Genomic DNA, 21,090 nt, shown 5'->3' on the forward strand with positions numbered 1-21,090 from the left:
ATCAGTGATAAACGGCGTCTTCTCCCCTTAAATCGATAGAAACAGCTTTGACAGATTCGGCTTCCATATAAGCCAAAGATGCATATAATTTACGAAAAACATTGAGTTCTAATTTATCACCTAAATATACTTTCATTGAATTTGGTGACTTTAAATACATAGTATAATTACCGTCGCGTTCTGCGACAAGTTCAGAGATTCTTGATTTTAATGCAGGGTAAGAGGAAAGAGCATGTCGCATTTCTTTTGTAATATCAAAAATTTGTCTGCCTTCTAGCTTTTTTTCCCCAACAGTGAATGGTCCACTAATCACGATTAGGTGATTAGCCAAAACCCGATCTCTGGAAAGTATCTCCAGATTTTCATCCACCTCATACAAGGAACTTCCTACATGTATGACAAATTCGGCGACTTTCTCCTGTACATTGATCTTCAAAAATCCATCCGGGTCTCTCGTGATCCGGACCTTTCGAATCCTTGGATGGCTAGAAAGTAATTTCTCCCAATCCTTCCAATCCCCGATCATTGGGTTTTCCGGATCCACCCCCAAATAGCGAAAAACCTCGGGAGGACTGAGAGCCACGAGGCCTTCCCATTCCACACGAACCACCGGCTTCACGGGTCTACCCCAACGGAAGACAAGCCCTAAGGCCAAGAGACCTAAAGCAACCAACAGGATGGGAACCACGCGCCCAAATCGTTTTTCTTTGATTTCTTGGGGAGTGTCAACCATATATTGATTATGTCACATAGTTAGGCTGTTTGGAAAGCATTTATCAAGAGGGTACAAAAAAAGGCCAGGCGAACCTGACCTTTCTCGCAATTTTCAAACTAGGTTTGAAGTGCTTAGTTTTGTGCTACCTGCATGGCACTTGCGTGAAGGTCCATAGAGACAGTTTGGTATTTTTTAGCTTCTTTTTCAAGAGCCTCTGCACGACGAAGAAGTTCTTTCTTCTCGTTCATTTGGCTAAGAGCCTTACCACCGCGAGTAGATCCTGCTCTGTCACGAAGTGCTTGAGCCATTTCTACTTTTTCTTTTGCAACATTCGCAAGATACTCAGAAACGGCAGATTTTTGCGCCGGAGTGGTTGCTTGTTCAATCATAGCAGACTCCAAAAGCTCCAATCTTTCGTTTGTATCTAAAGCTTGGAGATTTGCTGTTGCAAGTCCCATAGCCAAGATCCCTGTTGCGATAATCTTTGTTGTTTTCATGTGATCCTCTCTAGAGTGGGAACCTCTTTTTCCGATTCCCTATTTGTATTCTATGACTCTAAGAATCCTCTCATAAGGATTAAATTCAATCGGAAATTACGAAGAATTTCCCCACCGGAAGCCAAAAACTGGAAAAAAAGAAAATTCTAGATTAAAATTAATCAAAATCAGATTAATTTTAATCATATCGGGCCATCATTGGCCCCAAACTCTGGGTATGGCAAACTCTAACAAAATCAAAAAGCCCTCCGAAGAGGGCTCCCATCAAAACCTCGTCAGTTTTATCTGAGGTCTGATCAGTATTTTGTCTTTGTATAACTCAATTTTTTATTGAGGATGATGTCCACATTGGTCACTTCCCCTGGTTGTACATGAATCTCAGAGTTTTCCAGTTTCATCTCTTCCATGAAACTAGCACGAATTTCATATTTTCCTGGTTTCAGGTTGGTGAACCAAAAGTAGCCATCTTTGTCAGTGGTGACCTTGAAGATCTGGTTTGTAGAAACCACTGTTGGCATATAAATCGGGTGTTTTTCGATCGGGTTGTCCAAGGTTTTATAAAACACTCGGCCTCGAATCGCACCAAATCCATCCATGGAATTAATCGCATCTACAGTCACCGTTTGTTTCGGAAGGACTGCCGTTGCCGTTTTGTAAATCGGATATTTGTCCGCACGGATTTCGATCTGGTGTACTCCTGCGGGAAGGTTATCGATTTTTACGTTGTAGATTTCTCCCTGGATGAGTGTTCCATTTTTTGTTACCGATCCCCAAATTTTGGATTTCTCTGTCGTGATTTGGGAAGTATATTCCTGGTCATCCACAAGAACTTTGATCGCCCGTACCTTGTCTTCGGCAGGGGAAGATTTTAGTTTTCCTTGTTTGTTGAGTAGGTCATAAGGCGATTTTGTGGCCGCTCCCCCATAGGATTTGTCTTTGATGATGGAAGTGCGAATGAGGATACTTCCTGTGGTGATAGATGGTGGTGCTGGTGGTTCCACTTCCACAATCGGTGGGATGACCACAGTGGTATCGTTGGCAGGAGTTGGTTCTGGCTCGGGTGCTACAACGGGAGGAGTCGTGGTATTGTTATTTGGTGGCGTTGTGGTTTCTACTGGCGTGATCGGCACGTTGATGACCACGTTTGGTGGTTTTGGTGGAGGGGTTTGTGGTTTTGGGGAACCAGATAAAAAGATTCCGGCGGCATTCCCAGACACTTGTGGGGTCTGTTCATGGTTGAACTGGCGAGCCATTTTTACCGTTTCTTCTTTGGCGACAAAGAAGGCTTCAAGGGCTGTTACCACACTGTCTTTGTTTAAATCCCCTTTCTCCAAAGCATTCCCAAAGTTGTAAGTAAAGATTCCATGGTTGATGGTTCCGCCCACTTCAATAGAGGTTTGGTCATCATCCGAAGAAGAAATAACAGCTTTGTTTTGGAAAAAATAATCTTCTGCATTTTGGCGGACTACCCCATCATTCCCTTGGGCAATCGGGATCTCAGCCGCACCGCGGGTATTTTTCCCTTTTTTGGCAATCCCTCCTGAATAACAACAGTCCATTACAAGAACCGTTTTTTGGGATTTGATTTCCGTTAAAAATTCATTTAGTTCTTCATCAGAAATATGAGGTCGGTCATAACAAATTAGGTAGTTACGCATTCCATTTTTTGCTTTCGCATCTTTCATATACATTCCATGGCCGGAGAAGTACAAAAAAACAGAATCATCTTTGCCGACTACTTTGCCCAATTGGGTGATAGCATTTTTGACATTGTCTCGAGTGACCATGGAACCTAACAGGACTTTGATATCCTTGAAGTTTCCTTTCTTTTGGATTTTTTCTTTTAGAAAGTTTGCGTCTGCTTCACAGAGATTCAACTCGGGGATTTTTGCTGTGTTCCCTTTGTAGTTAGTTCCAATGAACAGCGCATAACGGTTCTGCCCAAACACCGGTAATCCGATGAGATAGGCCGATAGAATGCAAACAAATATGTTTCGAAACGAAAACATGATTGGGTTTCCTCTTATCCGGATGGAGTGCTTCATTCTCCAACACCGGAAATCGGAAATCAATTGGATTTTTGTTTGGAATTTAAAAAACGAAACACTTGAGGAAGAACAAAATTACGGAATTCTTCGTTTACCCGTTTTTCTCCTCGGCAGTCGTAATGGATATTATCCACAAATCTCTCGGCTGGGTAAGAGGAATCGGGAAAGAAAAAGAGCCCGACATCTGGATTCTCTCTAAAAAAAACTTTTAGATCGGCGAGAAGGTCTTTGGACTCCCTTGATTCTTGTTTTTCCTGGATCCACGGCATATAGATCATTCCAAATTGGATTCCTTGGGAACGAGTGTATTCGATCAGGTCTTTTAAAACAATAAAATCAGGTTGGTGGTATACATAAGGAACTGGATTTTTTAATTCCTCATCCAATTCCTTGCGAATCAATTCTTTAGAAAACAAAACAAGTTCTGGTTTCAATCGATTGGAAATATTATACTTTCCGAAATGGCGGGTGATTTGGTCTTCTATGGTGCGATTGTCTTCTAGTTGAGAAGAAGCTGGTTTACAAAGTCCAACTTCTACATTTTCACAAGCTTCACAAAAGAGAGATCGTTCTTTGTAATTTTTGTCTACTTTCCAATTGGTTCCACTAAGTGCATTGCGAATGGCACCATGGAAACGATAGGATTCATATAAAAGCGGCATTGCTTTGGAAAGAATATACAAACGTTCTACACCAGAATACTGATTGGATAATTCGGAAAATGTAAATTGGTGGAGATAACGATGCCCAAAGAACTCCCAAAGAATTTGATTTGCATCTTCTTGTTTTCCGCTGTAACTGATGATATTTGTAGGAGTGGCAGTTCGGAAAAAGTTCTTCTGAATGCCTTCAGTCCACCTTCGGTTGAGGTATTCAGGAATAGATTCATTTTCCTTGACTGACTTCGCATCCGGATCGTAAAGTGGTGGGCCATATCCCGTAGAATATAGTTTAGGTGATGCAGCAAACAAAATCATTTTTGGTTTGGCATTTCCCTTTTTTAAATACTTATCCAAAAAGAAACGATAGTATTTGGGTCCCATTGCTGGCAAACTATGATTATAAACAGAAAATTCGATATCCTGTTGTTTTGGATATCCAGCCAAAGCCATCGACCTGGAATCACCTAACACAATTATATCGGCATCACCTTTGCCTGATTCTACAAAGTTTTTCTTTAAATTAACAAAAAAGATTTCTGGTTGTTCCAAATAGTGGATTCCAGTAAATCGAACCACAATTTCCAATACCAAAAAAAATAAGAGGGTAATCCCAATTCCTAAAAATTTAGAACGCAAAGTAAATTACCTCCTTTCCAAAAACTCCCCGAGTGAGGATGAGAAATCCCATAAAGGATAAAACAAATGCCTGCACAATGGGATGAGTCAAAAACACCCAGTATCTTTCCTTTTTAAAGTAAGAGATTCCATCGATGATGAGAAGTGGCAAAAAGATTTTAAAATATTCTCCAAAAAGACCAATCATATCTTTGATGTTATTGTTTGGATTTAAGTCCCAATCCCAGACCATTAGGAATTTTTTCATATAAAGAAACATCATGTTGGCATCGTAAGAACGAAACCCTACTGCACTAAAAACTACAAGTGTATAAACCAATACTCTTGCAAAGGTTCCAGAAAGGATACTTTTGATTTTTTCGACTAAGGACGATTTTGTAGTTTCGACAACATCAATTTGATCGTCTTTCTTTTTAGCAAAAGCCACAAGGTAAATGATGGTGTATACACCTTGCAAACAACCCCAAGTGATAAAAGTCCAATTGGCCCCATGCCAAAGCCCTGATAAGAAAAAAATAATAAACAAGTTTCTGTATTGAGCAAACTTCCCGTATTTACTTCCTCCCAAAGAAATATAAATATAATCTCGAAACCACCTGTTCAGCGTTACATGCCATCGATTCCAAAATTCTGTTGGTGTTTTGGAAAATTCTGGAGTTTCAAAATTGACAGTAAGCGTAACTCCAAGAAGCCTTGAAACACCGAGAGCAATAAAAGAATAACCAGCAAAGTCACAATAAATTTGTGTTAAAAATAAAAAACCACCGGCAAACACTTGGGATCCATCCATTGCTTGGATGATATCTGGATTTTGAGTATAAAGAGATTTTCCTGCCAGGAAAACTTGGTCCACATATGTGGCTAAGTTATCGGCCACGTAGACCTTCATAAAGTAACCAAGAAGGATATCATACAATCCTTTCTGAACTCCATCCCAAGTTGGGAATTTTGGTTTTTTCAATTGAGGAAGAAGGTCTTGGGCGCGTTCGATAGGGCCTGCCACAAGTTGTGGGAAATAATTCACAAACAGAGCAAAATCAAAAAAATCGCGTTCCGCTTTGATTTGTTTTCGGAACACATCGATCGTATAAGACATGGTTTGGAAGGTATAAAAACTAATCCCCACCGGTAGGATGATATTTCTTAACAAATAAGTATGGGAATCCTCTACCGCTGCCGAACCCATCCACAATGCCAATTGGTTCCACGAATCAATCAGATTCACTGCAAAAAAATCATAGTACTTCATTGTAAAAAGAAGGCCCAAGTTGGCAAAAATGGAAACTGATAGGTAAAGGCGACGGCGGATTTGGTTTTCCGTACCTTCAATCAAAATAGCGGCACAATAATCGATGATGGTACTGACAAGTATGAGAGTGAGAAAAAACCACTCCCACCACCCGTAAAAAAAGTAAGATGCAAAGAGTAACCAAAGGTTTTGCGCACGGTAGGCCCATTTCTGTTTTCCGGCAAACCATCCGAATCCCAAAAAGACCGCATACACGAGAAGAAAGAATAACAAAAAGACAAAGGTATTGAAAAGCATCGGTCTTCGTTACAATTTCCGGGTCACTCGATTCTGTAAAATTGAAAAAATGAGGACAAAATGGGGAATCTTATCGTTGACCCTTTCGGATTTGCAGAAATCTTGAGAGTTACCTTGGATCTACGTTCGGAACTCAAAACCAAATTCGGTTTTTCGGAATTTCGCCCGGGCCAAGAAGGGGCCATTCGTTCTGTGCTGGATGGGCAAGATACTTTGGCCATTTTACCAACTGGTGCGGGAAAGTCTCTGATTTACCAACTCCCTGCGGCCATTCAAAAAAACAAACTAACCCTTGTTATTTCTCCTCTCATTGCCTTAATGAAAGACCAAACCGAGAGTTTGCTTGCGAAAGGAATTCCTGCTGCTTTTTGTAATTCCACCCAAGATGAAGTCGAACAAATGACCATTCTTGCGAAATCTGTGAAAGGAGAAATTCGGGTTCTTTTGGTTTCACCGGAACGAGCACTATCAAATGGATTCTTACGTATCTTTCGAGAACTGGATTTATTTGCCCTTGTTGTGGATGAAGCCCATTGTGTTTCGCAATGGGGGCATGACTTTCGTCCCGAATACCGCCAAATTCATATTTTACGGGAACGCCACCCTCGTCCCAACTTCCCAATCCTTGCCCTAACTGCGACTGCTACGTCAAAAGTCCAAACCGATGTCCAAGCTGCCCTTGGAATGAAATCACCCAAAGTAGTTCTTTCTACTTTTTATAGACCCAATTTAAAATTCAGCGTGGAATATCCTGCCGCCGAACGAGACAAAGCCGACAGGCTCATTGAACTTTTGGAACCGTGGAAAGATGGAAGGAAATTTCCTGGTCGTGCCATTATTTACTGCGCCACAAGAAAGAAAACCGACGAAGTGTATGATCTTTTAAAAGATTTTGGATTTTCTGTGGGAAAGTACCATGCGGGTCGCACTGATGGAATCCGCGAAAGAACTCAAAATGCTTACTCTTCTGGAAAAGTGCCAATCCTTGTTGCTACCAATGCTTTTGGAATGGGTATGGATCAACCTGATGTTCGTTTGGTGGTGCATTACCAAGTTCCAGCCTCTCTTGAGGCTTATTACCAAGAAGCAGGTCGAGCCGGAAGGGATGGACTTGGGTCGGAATGTGTTTTGTTTTTTAAAGCAGGTGATGTTGCCACACAAGCCTTTATGTTATCTAAGGAAACCAACTTCAAAGGTGGTGACACTCTTCTCAAATACATTAAGGAGTATGCAGGCAAAGAAGAATGTAGGCAAGTCCAACTTTGTGCTTATTTTGGTGAAACCATTTCTCCTTGTGGGAATTGTGATATTTGTACTGAAGTTGGCTCCAATCTCCATCGATCCCATTTTTTAAAAACAGAAGCTGCGAAAGTTCAGAAGAAAAATGAAAAAAGAGAGTATCCTCTATCCGAATGGGAAGAAGAAACCATCCAAAATTTTTTAAAAGAGCATCCGGCTGTATTTGGAAAAACCATCATCGCCAAAACTCTTGTGGGCAAACGTACAAAAGATGTGCTCAGATACCGAATGGAACGAAATCCCTTTCATGGAAAATTGGATGGAATTCCGGAAGAAGCTGTGGTCGCAAAACTCGAAACCTGGGTGGAAGAAAAAAAAGTTTTGGTGGCAGGTGCCAAATACCCCAAACTCTATTTACCCAATTTTGTTAAAACAAAACCAAGAACCTCGCCATTTAACTCTGATGAAACGAATAGTTTAAAAATAAAACTAAAAAAACCACCTACTCTCAATTCACAAATTTTAAAAGAACTCATCAACTACCGAGATCGGAAGGCAAGACAACTCAAATGGAAAAAGTTTATGGTATTTCAAAATCCCGTTCTCAAACGAATTGCGGAAAGAAAACCGAAAAACCTTTCTGAACTGGAAGCCACAAAAGGTGTGGGCCCAGCCAAGGTGGAACGATTTGGAAATGATATCATCGAAATCCTTTCCAAATGGGACTAAGAGTGATTTTAGTTTCCGTCATTTTGGGAACCGTTTTGTAGTGGGGAACAGGGTTCTCGACTCTCCGATCCAAAGTAAATTCCCTTGAAACTTTCCATGTCTCTTAGAATCTGCAGATTCATAGGGGCAAAATGGAAAAAATTGCAGGGAAGATCGTAACTCACGAAAGGGAATGGGAAGGTACAATCGAATTCGATTCAAATACCGGACTCATCACAAAAGTGAAAGATGAAATTGATCCAGATGCTCGTCAATTTCCCGAAGGTACAGTGATTTTTCCTGGTTTTGGAGATATCCACATCCACGCAAGAGAGGATGTGAGTGGAAAACATACATACAAAGAAGATTTTACCTCCGCTGGGAATGCAGCCATCAATGGTGGAGTGATCCATGTGGCAGATATGCCAAACAATCCTGTGCCTCCCATTGATGATGAATCCTACGCCGCAAAACAAGCGCTCACCAAAAAAGCACCCATTCATATCACTTTGTATGCAGGGATCGGCCCACATACAAAACCATTGGAAAAAAAAGTTCCTTATAAAGTCTTTATGGGCCCTTCCATAGGAGAATTATTTTTTCATGACAATGCTTCATTAGAAGAAGTCATCAAACATTACGCTGGGCAAGACATTAGTTTTCACTGTGAAGATCCAGAGATTCTTGTTGCCAACCAATCCAGGCCCACTCACGAAGAAAGACGTCCCAAAGAGGCAGAAACCGTAGCTACTGATTTTGCTTTGTATTTGATCGAAAAATACAATCTCAAAGGCAAACTTTGTCACTATTCCACAAAAGATGGTCTTTCTAAAATCATCGCGGCTAAAAAACGAGGAGTGAATGTAACGTGTGAAGTCACTCCTACGCATTTGATGTTTGATACGGATATGCTAACAGAAACCAATCACAAATGGTTTCAAATGAACCCACCACTTCGTGGCAAAGAAGACCGCGAAGCTATGGTAAAAGGGATTTTGGATGGACACATCGATTATCTAGCTACAGATCATGCACCCCACTCCATAGAAGAAAAACAAAAAGGGACAAGTGGGATCTCACAATTGGATACTTATGGGTTATTTGTCACTTATATGATACTAAAACTAAACATTCCGATGACTACCATTGCAAAAATCTGTTCCAAAAATCCAGGAGAATTTGTGGCACCATATTTACCCGAAACATTTGGAAAAGGAGTAGGTATTATTAACCAAGGTTATGCGGCAAATTTTTCTATTCTAAATTTAAAAAAACCAGTTGAATTTCAAAAATCAATGGTTAAAAGTAAGTCCGGATGGTCACCCTTTGAGGGATTCCAATTTCCTGGATCCATTGAAGCCGTCTATTTTTTAGGCAAAGAAATACATGCAAAATGAGCCATTAGGCAGTAAAATTCTCTCTGGTCTCACCGTTAAGTCGCTCCTTGCGGAATATCCGAATAGTTTTCAAGTTTTAGATTGGGAAGGAAATTTTATTTCCGTTACCGAACGATTTGCTCGGTTTTTAGAGTTTCAACCGAAGGAAATTGTTGGTAAATCCATAGTCGATTTTGCTCACGATGACGATAAAGAAAATACAAAGTATACTTTTGATAGTTTGGGTGAAAATCCGAATATTGTAAATTTCGAAAACCGTTTAGTCACCAACTCAAAAGAAGAAGTATGGATCATTTGGTTGCTCATCCCTTTACGGGAATCAAAAATTATTCTTGGATTTGATAGGGATGTTACCATTCAAAAAGACATTTCGTTCGAATTCCTGCTCCAACAACAGAAGTATAAATCTATTTTTGACAACCTTCCTATGGGCATTGCCATCACTGACGAAAAAGGGAAAATTGTTGAGACAAATAAAACAGCAAGAACCTATTTCAATATTCAGGATGGGGAACTTTTAAATCGAACTTTAAACATTCGTAAATACACTCTCATTCAACCGAATGGCAATAAAATATACCCGAGAAATTCCAGTCTTATGCGTGCGTTACGGCACAAAGAAGTGATTCGTAATTTAGAGATTGGTCTAATCAAAGAGGAAAAAATTACGTGGTTTGATATTTTAGCAACACCGATTCCTCTTGAAAACTTTGGCCTTGCGGTTGCTTTTCTTGACATCACTCAGAGAAGGCATGCCGAAGAAAAAATCGCATACTTAGCTTTTTTCGATCAACTCACCAATCTTCCCAACAGAAACTCTTTGATTGATAAACTTTTTCCTATTTTTGAAGAAGCAAGAAGGCATGGAAACCTCGTAGGTATCCTTGCCATTGATTTAGATAATTTTAAAATCATCAATGATTCTCGTGGACATGAATTCGGTGATAAAATTATCAAACTCGTTGCATATCGGATCCGAGAAAGTATCAGAGTGTATGATTTGATTAGTAGACAAGGGGGAGATGAATTCACAGTTGTATTGCCCGATTTATCTAATGAAAGAGATGCGGCTGTTATTTCTGAATCCATTTTGGATGCCATGACTCATCCATTTGTCATTGATGGGGAAAGAATTTTTGTAAATATATCGATTGGGATTGCGCTCTACCCAACAGATGGAAAAGATTCCAACACACTTCTAAAAAATGCAGACAGTGCTCTCAACTTGGCAAAATCCCAAGGGAAAAACTGTTATGTGTTTTTTACAGAAGAACTACAAACCGTTGTGGCAGAAAGATTGGAAATCGAAAACCGAATGCGGATTGCCATCATCGAAAATCAATTCACTTTGATGTACCAACCCAAAATTGATCTTTATACGAAAAAACCAGTAGGTGTCGAAGCCCTCATCCGTTGGCGTCATCCTGAACGCGGACTGATCTCTCCCAATGTATTCATTCCCATCTCTGAAGAAACAGGAATGATTCTAGCAATCGGAGAATGGGTGATTAAATCAGCAATCCAAACCATGAGGCATTGGAAAGACGAAGGGATTAATGATGTTTCGATGGCGGTCAATATCTCCACCAAACAGTTCAAACATGAAAGATTAATTTCTACTATTGCTGAAAACCTAAAACTATTCAAAGTGGATCCGCATGATTTGGAAGTGGAACTCACGGAAAGTTCAGTCATGGAAAATGCCGATGCTGCGGTTCGTACCATGCAAGAGATTCGGAAACTGGGTGCAAAAATTGCCATTGATGATTTTGGAACTGGATATAGTAGTTTGGGGTATTTAAAAAAACTTCCGATTTCCTCTTTAAAAATTGATCGTTCCTTTGTTTCCGAAATCACATCCGACAAAGATTCCAAAACCATCATCCATGCAGTTTCCAACCTAGCACATAACCTTGGTTTGAGTGTAGTTGCGGAAGGTGCGGAAACAGAAGAACAAGTCAGGTTACTTGCAGAAAGTGGCGTTGATCTCATCCAAGGTTTTTATTTCGCCAAACCGCTGAGTTCTGAGGAATGCCTTCATTTTCTGAAGACAGAACTTGGAATTTCGGATTGACCCAGTCGCTTTCCCGCCGTTTTTATCAATTAAGGATTTCACTTGAAACTTTCAGTTGATTGGTTAAACGAATTTACCCCCCTCTCCCAAATCCCTTTTGAAAAGGTTTTGGAAAAAATTAATACATCCATTTGCGAAATTGATGACGTCGAAGAATTTAAAGTTCACCTATCATCGGTTATCACTGTCAAAATCAAATCACTTGAAAAACATCCTAATGCAGAAAAACTATCCACTACCATCGCCACAGATGGTTCCAAAGATTACCAAATTGTTACTGCCGCTACCAATGTAAAGGTAGGGGACATTGTTCCATTGGCCCTTCCTGGAACAAAACTGGATGGAAAAGAAATTTTAGATTCAGAACTTCGAGGTGTTCGTTCCCAAGGAATGTACTGTTCTGAAAAAGAGTTGGGGCTAGCTTTAGAATCTTCTGGTGTTTTAGTTTTTCCTGACGATACACCACTTGGAATTTCTGTTCGCAAACTTTATCTATGGGAAGACACCATTCTCACGATTGATAATAAGTCCATCACACATAGGCCAGACCTTTGGAATCATTTTGGGTTTGCGCGCGAACTTGCAAGCCAACTCCAGTTGCCATTGAATGAATTCCCTTTCCAAGCAGAGACAAAATGGGAATCAGGAAATGAAGGGTTAACAGTGGAAAAAACAGATAATGCTCACGCATATTATGTTTGTTCCATCCAAAATGTAAACATAACCCAATCAAATCTTAAAATCAAATCCAGACTTGAAAAATGTGGAATTCGCTCCATCAACAATGTTGTGGATGTTTCCAACTATCTTCTGTTAGAGCTTGGACAACCCACACATTTTTTTGACCGCGAAAGATTAAAGTCTACATCCTTTTCTGTTGTAAAATCAAAAGAAGGTGACTCCTTCCCTTTGTTAGATGATACAACCCCTAAACTTCAAAAAGATCTACTTCTCATTCAAAATGGAAAAGATCCTGTTGCCCTCGCAGGTGTGATGGGAGGAAAAGATTCTGCAGTCATTGATTCTACCAAAAACATTGTAATGGAATCAGCAGTTTTCAAAAGAGAAGATGTTCGTTATACAATTCGCAAAACTAATATCCGTACCGAGTCGGCGGTTCGTTACGAAAAAGGTTTAGATAGTTATACTTGTTTGCCAGTGATGAAACGTGCCGTGCAACTATTGAAGGAAAATGGAAATCCAAACATCAAGGTTTATGAACCACAAGGTTTCAATCATACAGAATCAAAATCTGTGACCATCAGTACAAACCTTTCTTTCCTTCGCCACAAGTTAGGTAAAAATATTTCGCAAACTGAAGTCACCGAAATCTTAAACAGACTTGGTTTCAAAGTTACAAACCAAGGGGAAGAATTATCCGTTCTGGTTCCTAAATTCAGACAAAACTACGATGTTACCATTCCTGAAGACCTTGTAGAAGAAATTGGAAGAACCATCGGTTATGCCTCCATCAAAACAGAAGCACTCTCAATGGCAGTGGAAACTCCAATTCGAAACCCATTACGTGAATTGGAAAGAAGAGTCAAAAACTTTCTGGCTTTAGAAGTTGGATTTAATGAAGTTTATAATTATTCCTTTGCTTCACCAGCAGATTCCAAACTAGAAGCAAAAGAAGAACATTCTTCTTTAAAAATTGCAAATGAAATGCCAGAGGAACATTCATTACTACGAAATAGTCTATTTCCTGGTATCATCAAACAGGCCAAACTCAACCAAGACCGTTTCGAATCAGTTAATTTATTCGAATTAGGCAGAACCTATCATAAAGAAGGTAAAGGAACTGATCTTGCAGAAGAAAGACGTTGGATGGGTATTCTTTCTCTTTCGAAAAACAAACCAAATGACCTAACAGCTGTTGAATTAGAATTCTTACAAGTTAGAGAAACAATCTCCGGTCTTTTCCGATATTTAAATTTACCAAATTACAAATGGGAAAAAACAAATCGCAACTACTTCCATCCCAATGCAGGACTTGTTCTTTCTTATGATGGAATTGAGATTGCCGAATTGGGGATCCTACACACACGTTTTGCGGATGATTATGACTTAAAACGTAGAGCCATTCTCTCTAAAATCAATATGGAAAAGTTAGTGGATGTTTGGGAGAAACAAGGAAGGAACTCACATTTTGTTCCGCCATCCAATTTCCCTCAAGGCCAATTAGATCTTTCTTTGCTAATGAACGAAAAAGATACAACAGAATCTTTTGTTAGTTTAGTGCAAGGTATGAAAATTCCTGAACTAGAATCTGTGTTTGTTCAAACCATCTTCCAAGGGGAGACAGTTGGTGAAGGGAAAAAATCTGTCACGTATCGATTTAGACTTATGTCCTATGACAAAACATTTACGCAAGATCGATTCAAAGAACTTTCTGATTCTCTTATAGATATCGCAAAGAAGAACGGATACAGCTTACGGTAAATTTGTTTTGACAAATCCCGATTTTTATCGGGAAATCATCCGAGTTTATGAGGACACTCCTAACAGTCATTTTGTCGGGTTTAGCATTCTCATGTTCCCGATTGGAAATCCAAAAATCCATCACGGATGATAGTTTTGTTCCGCAAAAAATCGATTATGCGATCTTTTCTGGTTCCGATACCAATTTTCAAAAACTTCGATGGACACCTATCTTTAAAAACAATTTAAGTTTGGGTTTCCAATCGGATCATGTTTTCCTTAGATTAAAAGCAATCAATCAAACTTCTGCAAACAAACTAATTTTAGATTTAGGAAATCCTCATTTAGATTTTGTCCGAGTCTACGAAGAAGGAAACCCGGAACCAATCAAAGAAGGTGGAGACTTTATTGCGCATTCACATTGGGATGCCTTTTCAAAATCAATCGCTTTTGAATTGGATTGGCCTGAAAATGAAGCCAAAACTTTAATTTTAGAAACCAAATCTTCATCAAACATTAGTTATCTGATTCGATTTTACTCTAAAGACACATTTTATTTAAAAGAAAATTTAGAGAATACCATTCTCGGTTTTTTTTATGGAACCATTTTGATCATGGTGATTTACAATTTATTTATATATTTTATCTTAAAAGAAAAAGCATATATTACGTATTCCATAGCCATTTTTTTTAACTTAGCTCTGCAAATGTATTTGAATGGAATATTAAACCAAGTAATCACACTGGATCATCCAGAAATTCATAACCGAATCGGAAGTATCATTGTCACCTGTTCCGCAGTTTCCGGTTGGACATTTGCCCAACAAACTTTGAATCTGCGAGAACTAAACCCTTGGTCAAACAGACTCATCCAATCATTGAAGTTCATTGTTTTATTTTATATTTTGATTCCGTATGCTTACTTACCAATTACTATTGCAGTTCGATTAGGAAATCTGATTGCACAAGTTTTTGTGGTCTCAGTTCTCCTCGTTGCTTTGGTTAACTATAGCACCGGGAATAAACAAGCGAGGTTGTTTCTTTTTGGATGGATTACCTTACTTTTTGGGATTTTGATGTACACATTGATGCAAAACGGAGTTTTGCCTGTAAATCTATTAACAATTTATGGCAACCAAATTGGATCCACTTTGGAAGCCGGAATTTTATCACTGGCCCTCGCTAATAAAATTAACGAACTAAAAGAAGAAAAGGCAAATACTCAGGCCTTAGCACTTGTCACTCTTGAAGAAAAAGTAAGAGAACGGACAAAAACTTTGGATGAGTCTTTAAACTTAATCAAAAAAGATCTGAATGTCGCTAAAAAAATTCAAAAAACTTTGTTCTCTGAAATTAAAACAAGTGATCCAAGAATCCACTTTCATTCCTACTACCAGTCGATGTCGGAAGTGGGTGGTGATTTTTATGACCTAACACAAGTAAAACCTGACTACTATCGAATTTTTGTAGCCGATGCCACAGGTCACGGAATCCAAGCTGCTCTCATTACCATGGCAATCAAAGCTGAATATGAATCACTCAAAATGATTTATGACCATCCCGATGATTTGGTATTTCATATGAACCAAATCTTTATCAACAAATATAGCAATATTCAGACAATATTTACATGTTCTGTTTGTGATATTGACCTAAAAAACAAATTACTATTTTATTCTTCAGCAGGTCACCCTGACCAAATCCATCAAAGAATCGATGACATAAAACTTTTACCAAGGACTGGAAAAATAATAGGACTTATGGACCATACCCAGTACAGGATCATCGAACACCAAATCGAAGAAGGTGATCGTATTTTTCTCTTTACCGACGGAATTTTTGAGCAGTTTAACGAAGAGAAAGAACTCTTTGGAGAAGACCGTTTGTATGATATTTTAAAAGAGAACCTGAAGATGAGTTTGGATCATACGATGGCGAAAGTACTCAGTGAACTATCTTCTTTCACAGAAGGTGATGTAAAACAAGATGATATTACATTTATCGGTTGCGAAATTCAAAGTCTAGGTTGATTTTGATATTCATGTCCTATTCTGAAATTCCAGTTTATACAAACCCATTCATCCACCCTGCCGCAACGGCATTTGGCATGATTGAATATGGAACTTCCGTTTCTTTATGGCCTGGTGCCGTGGTGCGTGCTGATATGAACTCCATCAAATTAGGAGATTATGTCAACATCCAGGATAACTCCACTTTGCATACTGATAGCACAAGCCCTATCAGCATCGGCGAATGGACATTAGTTGGTCACAATGTCATGATCCATGGCTGTAAAATCGGGAAAGGAGTTCTTGTTGGTATTGGCTCTATCGTTTTGGATAATGCAGAAATTGGTGATGGTTCTCAAATTGCTGCCGGTTGTATGATCCGCGGTGGAAAAAAAATCCCACCAAGATCTCTTGTAGTTCCTGATGGATCTGATATTAAAATATTTCCTGGAAAAGCAAAGCCGGAATTAACAGTCGCAGGTTGTATCGAATACGCCCATCTTTCTGTTCGTTTTCAAAAAAACATTTTTGTTCCCTTTCAAAAAGAAGAAGAAGTTCATTTTGTAAGCCAAGCGAAAGAAATCATTGGAAAGTTAGGTATCTAATCCAATTAACTTGGAACCTATCCAACCTAAACCCGAACTCTTATATGAAAAAAATTATAGATAAATTAAAAATCCTGGGAATTTTTTCTATCACACAAACTGTCTTTCAAATTGGAACCGTCATGATTATGGCTGTTTCCGCACTTGCCGGACAAAGCATCGCTCCCTCTCCTGAATCGGCTTCACTTCCAATTTCGTTTGTGATTTTAGGAACCCTGCTTGGTTTGGTTCCAGCATCAAGATTTATGAACTGGAAAGGTAGCAAAGTCGGTTTGCTCACAGGAACAGTCATAGGAATCATTGGTGCTATCCTTGCATCCTATTCCATGTATGAGAAGAATTTTATTTTGTTTTCCATATCACACTTGTTATTTGGATTTCATCAATCCTTTGTCCAATATTTACGATTTGTAGCGATGGAATCAGTTCCAATTCATGATAGATCCAGTGCCCTTTCTTGGATTTTAATCGCAGGAATTCCGGCAGCATTTCTTGGGCCACTTGCTGGGCTCCAAGGGAAAGAACTTTTCCCAAACTCATTGTATTTAGGATGTTATTTAATTTTAATTTCTGCTTTGTTTTTACAATTTTTCTTTATTTTATTTTTGCCAACACCTAACAAAAAAATATCAAGCATACATTCACAATCCAATGATGTTTCTCCAAGAGAAGTTATTCGTCCACTTTCGTATCATATAAAAAATTTAGGGTTATGGGTATCGATTTTGGCAACTGCTTTTAGTTTTGGACTGATGGCAATGCTTATGTCTGCTGTACCAGTGGCAATGAAATCCCATGGTCACGAAATGCATGCTTCCACTTTAGTATTACAATGGCATGTATTAGGAATGTATATTCCTTCTTTTTTCTCAGGACAATTAGTGCGAAAAATGACAGCACCTTATCTAATACTTTTAGGAATTTTTGTGATGGGGCTCGAAAGTTTTGCTGCTCTACAAGGTACAGAATTTTTACCATTTGCAGTGGCACTCATACTTCTTGGCATTGGCTGGAATTTTATGTATGTGGGTGGCACAAACTTACTTGTCGAACAATACCATCCTTCGGAAAAAAATAAAATCCAGGCAACAAATGATACAATTGTTTATTCTTTTGCAATCGTATCTACATATAGCGCCGGTTATCTGGAGAATAAAATTGGTTGGCTTAACCTTAATTTAGTCAGTATTCCGTGTTTGTTATTTGTTAGCATCTTCACTATGTATTTTATTCATTCACAACGAAGGACGGTATAGTCAAATGGAAAATCAATCTCATTGGGAAACAATCGTTGGTCTCCAGGTAAACGATGATGAACTGTACACAGAGTATAGAAAAGAAATGAAAGAACTATTAGAAAAATACGAAGGGGGATTTCGGTATGATTTCAAAATTGAAAAAACTTTAAAATCGGAAACAGAAAATCCAATCAATCGTGTATTTTTAATCTATTTTAAAAACAAAGAAAGAAAACACAGTTTTTTCGCAGACCCAGATTACAAAAAAGTTAGAGAAAAATATTTTATCCCTTCCGTCGAAAGTACAACCCAAATCGCAGAGTACGAAAGATTTTTTGAATCGTAATTATAAATAATTATTGTCAAACTATCACCTAACTATAAATAATTATGAGTATGTTTAAAAACAAAATTCTTCCCGTATTTTCCGCTACAATTGTGATTAGTTTGTCGGAATTCCTTAGAAACGAAATACTTTTTAAATCAATTTGGTTAAATCATTATAACCAATTAGGAATTAAATTTCCTTCTGACCCAATCAACGGAGCGGTGTGGGGAATATGGTCACTTGGATTGGCGTTTGCAATTTTCTATTTATCCAACCATTTAAAATTCAAACAAACCTTTCTATTTAGTTGGTTCATCGGTTTTCTATTGATGTGGATCGTAATTTGGAACTTATCAGTTCTACCCGTTGAAATTCTTCTATATGCAGTCCCACTTAGTATCTTAGAAACTTTTTTAGCTACCTGGATCGTGTATAAATTAAAATAAAAACCAGTAAACCCTATTTGTTAAATGGTTTTTCTTCCGGCTTTAATTTTGGCTGAAAACTCTTTTGCCATTTCAATCCGAAGTTTTCCTTCAGCAAAACGACGTTTCTCCAGATCAGTTTCTAAACGTAAAGGAGGAACAGCACAGGGCTTTTTATTCTCATCCAAAGCAACAAACGATAAATAGGCGGTGGTGGCTCTAACCATTTCTCCTGTATAGGGATTCTCACGGTTTACCTGAACTCCCACTTCCATCGAAGTAGTTCCAACATAATTCACCATAGCCTTTAAATTCACATGATCACCAATTTGAATTGGAGTAATAAAATTAATTCGATCGATACTAACAGTTACTGCCTCACGACCGGAGTGTCTTTGGGCGGACATGGCAGCAATCAAGTCGATCCAACTCATTATGGCACCACCAAATGCAGTTCCATAATGATTTGCATCATTGGGTAGAACGATATGTCTAGTTTCTACTGCAGATTCTTGGGGTGACTTGGCGGGTAAATCGTTAGGATTCGTCACAATGAGGATATCTTCCTCTTGACCAACCACCAAGGAAAGGCTTTTTTAAGAATTCATCGAACCAGTTTAATTCGTCCAATGTAGATCATATGCTAAAAGATAAAAATAAATACGTCTATTGGATCAAATTTCAAAAGGATACAAGTCCCCTGCTTCGTCGTTTCCTTTTGGCAGCATCCGGTTTATTTCTCATTGCTGCTGGCTTACATATTCTTCCGTTTTTCACTCATCAAGGTGAAGTAGATTATTTATTTTTTACGGTAGATTTCTGTTTTGCGGTGATTCTATTTTTAGAATTTTTATTAAAGAACAAAGTACCTCTAATAATTCGCGTTTTTAGTTTAATCTGCACAACCATCTTTATCTCGGTCTTATCGTATGCTCGTAGTGGTCTTTTGGGTAGCGCAGAAATTTCGTTATCGTTTATGATTGTTTCTTTTTATGTCTTTCTTCCGCCAATCTTAAGTTTGATTTTCTCACTCATTATTTCTTTGTTACCATCGTTATTTGGTGGATTAATTTATTTTTCTTGGCTTCGGTTTCCTGAATCATTAGGTATCAGAAATAATAATCCAAGAGAATGGTTTTTTAATTCTGTAAGTTTAATTTTATTTTCAGTTTTAACTGGATTTTTAATCCAAAGACTTAGAGGGAAACTTATAAAAAATATTGTTTATCTTAAAGAATCAAGAAGCAAAATACTAAAATCTCAGAAACACATCGACAAACTAGCATTTTATGATTCACTAACACATCTTCCCAATCGATATTTGTTTGAAAAATTAATCCAAAATAGAATCAGTTCGGGTGTATCAGAATCTTTTCTACTTTTAATCAATCTAAAAGGATTAAAAGTAATTAACGCACTACACGGTATTGGATTTGGAGACCAAATTTTAACCTTAACGGGATGTGTGTTAAAATTATATACAGACGAAAGACCGGATATACTTGTAGCTAGTTTAGGTGGCGATGAATTTATACTCTGGATTGAAAATTCTACAAAATCTAAAATTGAAAAAGCCATTGTAAAATTTGACCTCAACAATAATGAGTTACTCACCCCAGATCAATTAGGACATAGGCTCCAATACAGAGTATCTGGCGTTCAGTTTCCCCAGGATACAAATCATTTGGATGAAGCAATTCGGAAACTTTCCATTGCGATGAATGTAGCCAGAGAAGATGTTCTGACAAAGTTAGTATGGTTCCAAACTGGTATGGAATCAAAAATAGAAAGAGAACAAAAACTTAAAAACTATTTAGAGAAAGCAATCAATCACAAAAATTTTAAAATAGCATACCAGGAAAAAGTAGATATTAGTTCTAAACAAACTGTTGGACTGGAAGCACTAGCTCGTTGGAGTTTACCAGAATTCGGAAATATTTCGCCTGAAGAGTTCATTCCAATCATCACCAAATCAGAGTTAATTGTTCCGTTTGGAAAATGTATTTTTGAAAAAACTATATCTCATATCCCCAAACTACTAGACCTGTATGGAAAAAAGATACAAATTTCTATCAATATTTCTCCCATTTTCTTTTTATATCCGAATTTTAACGATTACATTATCCGGTATTTATCAAACCATAGAATTAATCCAAAAAATATCATATTCGAAATTACAGAAGATGTTTTCTTAGATGAAATTGAAACCATCCAAAGGATCGTTTCAGAACTTAGATCCAATGGCATTTCTGTTTCATTGGATGATTTTGGAAAAGGATATTCATCTCTTCATTATATGCAAAAAATTCAGTTTGATGAATTAAAAATTGATAAATCATTTTTAGATGATATTGCAAACTCCGATCGAAACTTTTTACTTTTGGAATCAATTTGTCATTTAGCCGATTCTTTAGGGCTTAAAACCATTGCCGAAGGTATCGAAAACGAAGAACAACTTCAGCGATTAAAACAAACTTCTTGCCATGTAGTCCAAGGTTACCTTTATTCAAGACCTCAGATACTCTTTGATTAGGTGACAACA

The 21,090-nt window shown here is 38.1% G+C and carries 16 protein-coding genes; 10 read left to right on the forward strand and 6 right to left on the reverse strand.

From position 1 onward, the window contains the following. Position 1: 1 nt before the first annotated feature. From CLV96_RS09425 to CLV96_RS09445, 5 genes are all read right to left on the reverse strand, one after another. Positions 2-733 (reverse strand): cell division protein FtsQ/DivIB, encoded by a 732-nt coding sequence (locus CLV96_RS09425; RefSeq protein WP_004785777.1) that lies wholly within the window; start codon positions 731-733, stop codon positions 2-4. A 113-nt stretch (positions 734-846) separates the two neighbouring features. Further along, the gene (locus tag CLV96_RS09430) at positions 847-1,212 is read right to left on the reverse strand and encodes an LIC_10421 family protein (RefSeq protein ID WP_004785321.1); all 366 of its coding nucleotides are present in this window, start codon (positions 1,210-1,212) and stop codon (positions 847-849) included. 296 nt (positions 1,213-1,508) lie between these two features. Then, complete coding sequence (locus CLV96_RS09435) at positions 1,509-3,221, reverse strand: caspase family protein (RefSeq protein ID WP_004787400.1); 1,713 nt, start codon at positions 3,219-3,221, stop codon at positions 1,509-1,511. 59 nt (positions 3,222-3,280) lie between these two features. Then, positions 3,281-4,558: a DUF1574 family protein gene (locus tag CLV96_RS09440; RefSeq protein ID WP_004786465.1), complete on the reverse strand. Its 1,278-nt coding sequence runs from the start codon at positions 4,556-4,558 to the stop codon at positions 3,281-3,283. Continuing rightward, positions 4,548-6,104: an MBOAT family O-acyltransferase gene (locus tag CLV96_RS09445; protein WP_004787514.1), complete on the reverse strand. Its 1,557-nt coding sequence runs from the start codon at positions 6,102-6,104 to the stop codon at positions 4,548-4,550. The genes CLV96_RS09440 and CLV96_RS09445 overlap by 11 nt, the downstream gene beginning before the upstream one ends. A gap of 60 nt (positions 6,105-6,164) precedes the next feature. Here CLV96_RS09445 and CLV96_RS09450 point away from each other — a divergent pair, with 60 nt between their 5' ends. The 9 genes from CLV96_RS09450 (at position 6,165) to CLV96_RS09490 (ending at position 18,569) form a co-directional block, all read left to right on the forward strand. Continuing rightward, positions 6,165-8,072 (forward strand): RecQ family ATP-dependent DNA helicase, encoded by a 1,908-nt coding sequence (locus CLV96_RS09450; RefSeq protein WP_004786477.1) that lies wholly within the window; start codon positions 6,165-6,167, stop codon positions 8,070-8,072. A 131-nt stretch (positions 8,073-8,203) separates the two neighbouring features. Continuing rightward, complete coding sequence (locus CLV96_RS09455) at positions 8,204-9,448, forward strand: amidohydrolase family protein (RefSeq protein ID WP_004786049.1); 1,245 nt, start codon at positions 8,204-8,206, stop codon at positions 9,446-9,448. Next, positions 9,438-11,522 (forward strand): sensor domain-containing protein, encoded by a 2,085-nt coding sequence (locus CLV96_RS09460; protein WP_134151953.1) that lies wholly within the window; start codon positions 9,438-9,440, stop codon positions 11,520-11,522. Before CLV96_RS09455 ends, CLV96_RS09460 begins: the two co-directional genes overlap by 11 nt. Positions 11,523-11,564: 42 nt before the next feature. Then, positions 11,565-13,964, forward strand: coding sequence for a phenylalanine--tRNA ligase subunit beta (gene pheT, locus CLV96_RS09465; RefSeq protein ID WP_004784168.1), 2,400 nt, complete (start codon positions 11,565-11,567; stop codon positions 13,962-13,964). Between the two features lie 47 nt (positions 13,965-14,011). After that, positions 14,012-15,973 (forward strand): 7TM diverse intracellular signaling domain-containing protein, encoded by a 1,962-nt coding sequence (locus CLV96_RS09470; protein ID WP_040917244.1) that lies wholly within the window; start codon positions 14,012-14,014, stop codon positions 15,971-15,973. Positions 15,974-15,999: 26 nt separating this feature from the next. Beyond that, positions 16,000-16,557, forward strand: coding sequence for a gamma carbonic anhydrase family protein (locus CLV96_RS09475; RefSeq protein WP_409037419.1), 558 nt, complete (start codon positions 16,000-16,002; stop codon positions 16,555-16,557). Positions 16,558-16,601: 44 nt separating this feature from the next. Beyond that, entirely contained in the window at positions 16,602-17,813 is a 1,212-nt protein-coding gene (locus tag CLV96_RS09480) for an MFS transporter (protein WP_004785706.1), read from the forward strand. A 4-nt stretch (positions 17,814-17,817) separates the two neighbouring features. Continuing rightward, the gene (locus CLV96_RS09485; protein WP_004784879.1) at positions 17,818-18,141 is read left to right on the forward strand and encodes a DUF1330 domain-containing protein; all 324 of its coding nucleotides are present in this window, start codon (positions 17,818-17,820) and stop codon (positions 18,139-18,141) included. 44 nt (positions 18,142-18,185) lie between these two features. Beyond that, positions 18,186-18,569 (forward strand): hypothetical protein, encoded by a 384-nt coding sequence (locus CLV96_RS09490; RefSeq protein ID WP_243836449.1) that lies wholly within the window; start codon positions 18,186-18,188, stop codon positions 18,567-18,569. A 20-nt stretch (positions 18,570-18,589) separates the two neighbouring features. On the opposite strand, the gene CLV96_RS09495 is transcribed toward CLV96_RS09490, so the two are convergent. Continuing rightward, a complete protein-coding gene (locus tag CLV96_RS09495) occupies positions 18,590-19,099 on the reverse strand; it encodes an acyl-CoA thioesterase (RefSeq protein ID WP_004785839.1) in 510 nt (169 codons plus the stop codon). An 89-nt stretch (positions 19,100-19,188) separates the two neighbouring features. Between CLV96_RS09495 and CLV96_RS09500 the strand changes: the two genes are divergently transcribed. Further along, complete coding sequence (locus tag CLV96_RS09500) at positions 19,189-21,081, forward strand: putative bifunctional diguanylate cyclase/phosphodiesterase (protein WP_004787134.1); 1,893 nt, start codon at positions 19,189-19,191, stop codon at positions 21,079-21,081. The last annotated feature ends 9 nt before the right edge of the window (positions 21,082-21,090 follow it).

The organism is Leptospira meyeri (assembly GCF_004368965.1).
Taxonomy (GTDB): Bacteria; Spirochaetota; Leptospiria; order Leptospirales; family Leptospiraceae; genus Leptospira_A; species Leptospira_A meyeri.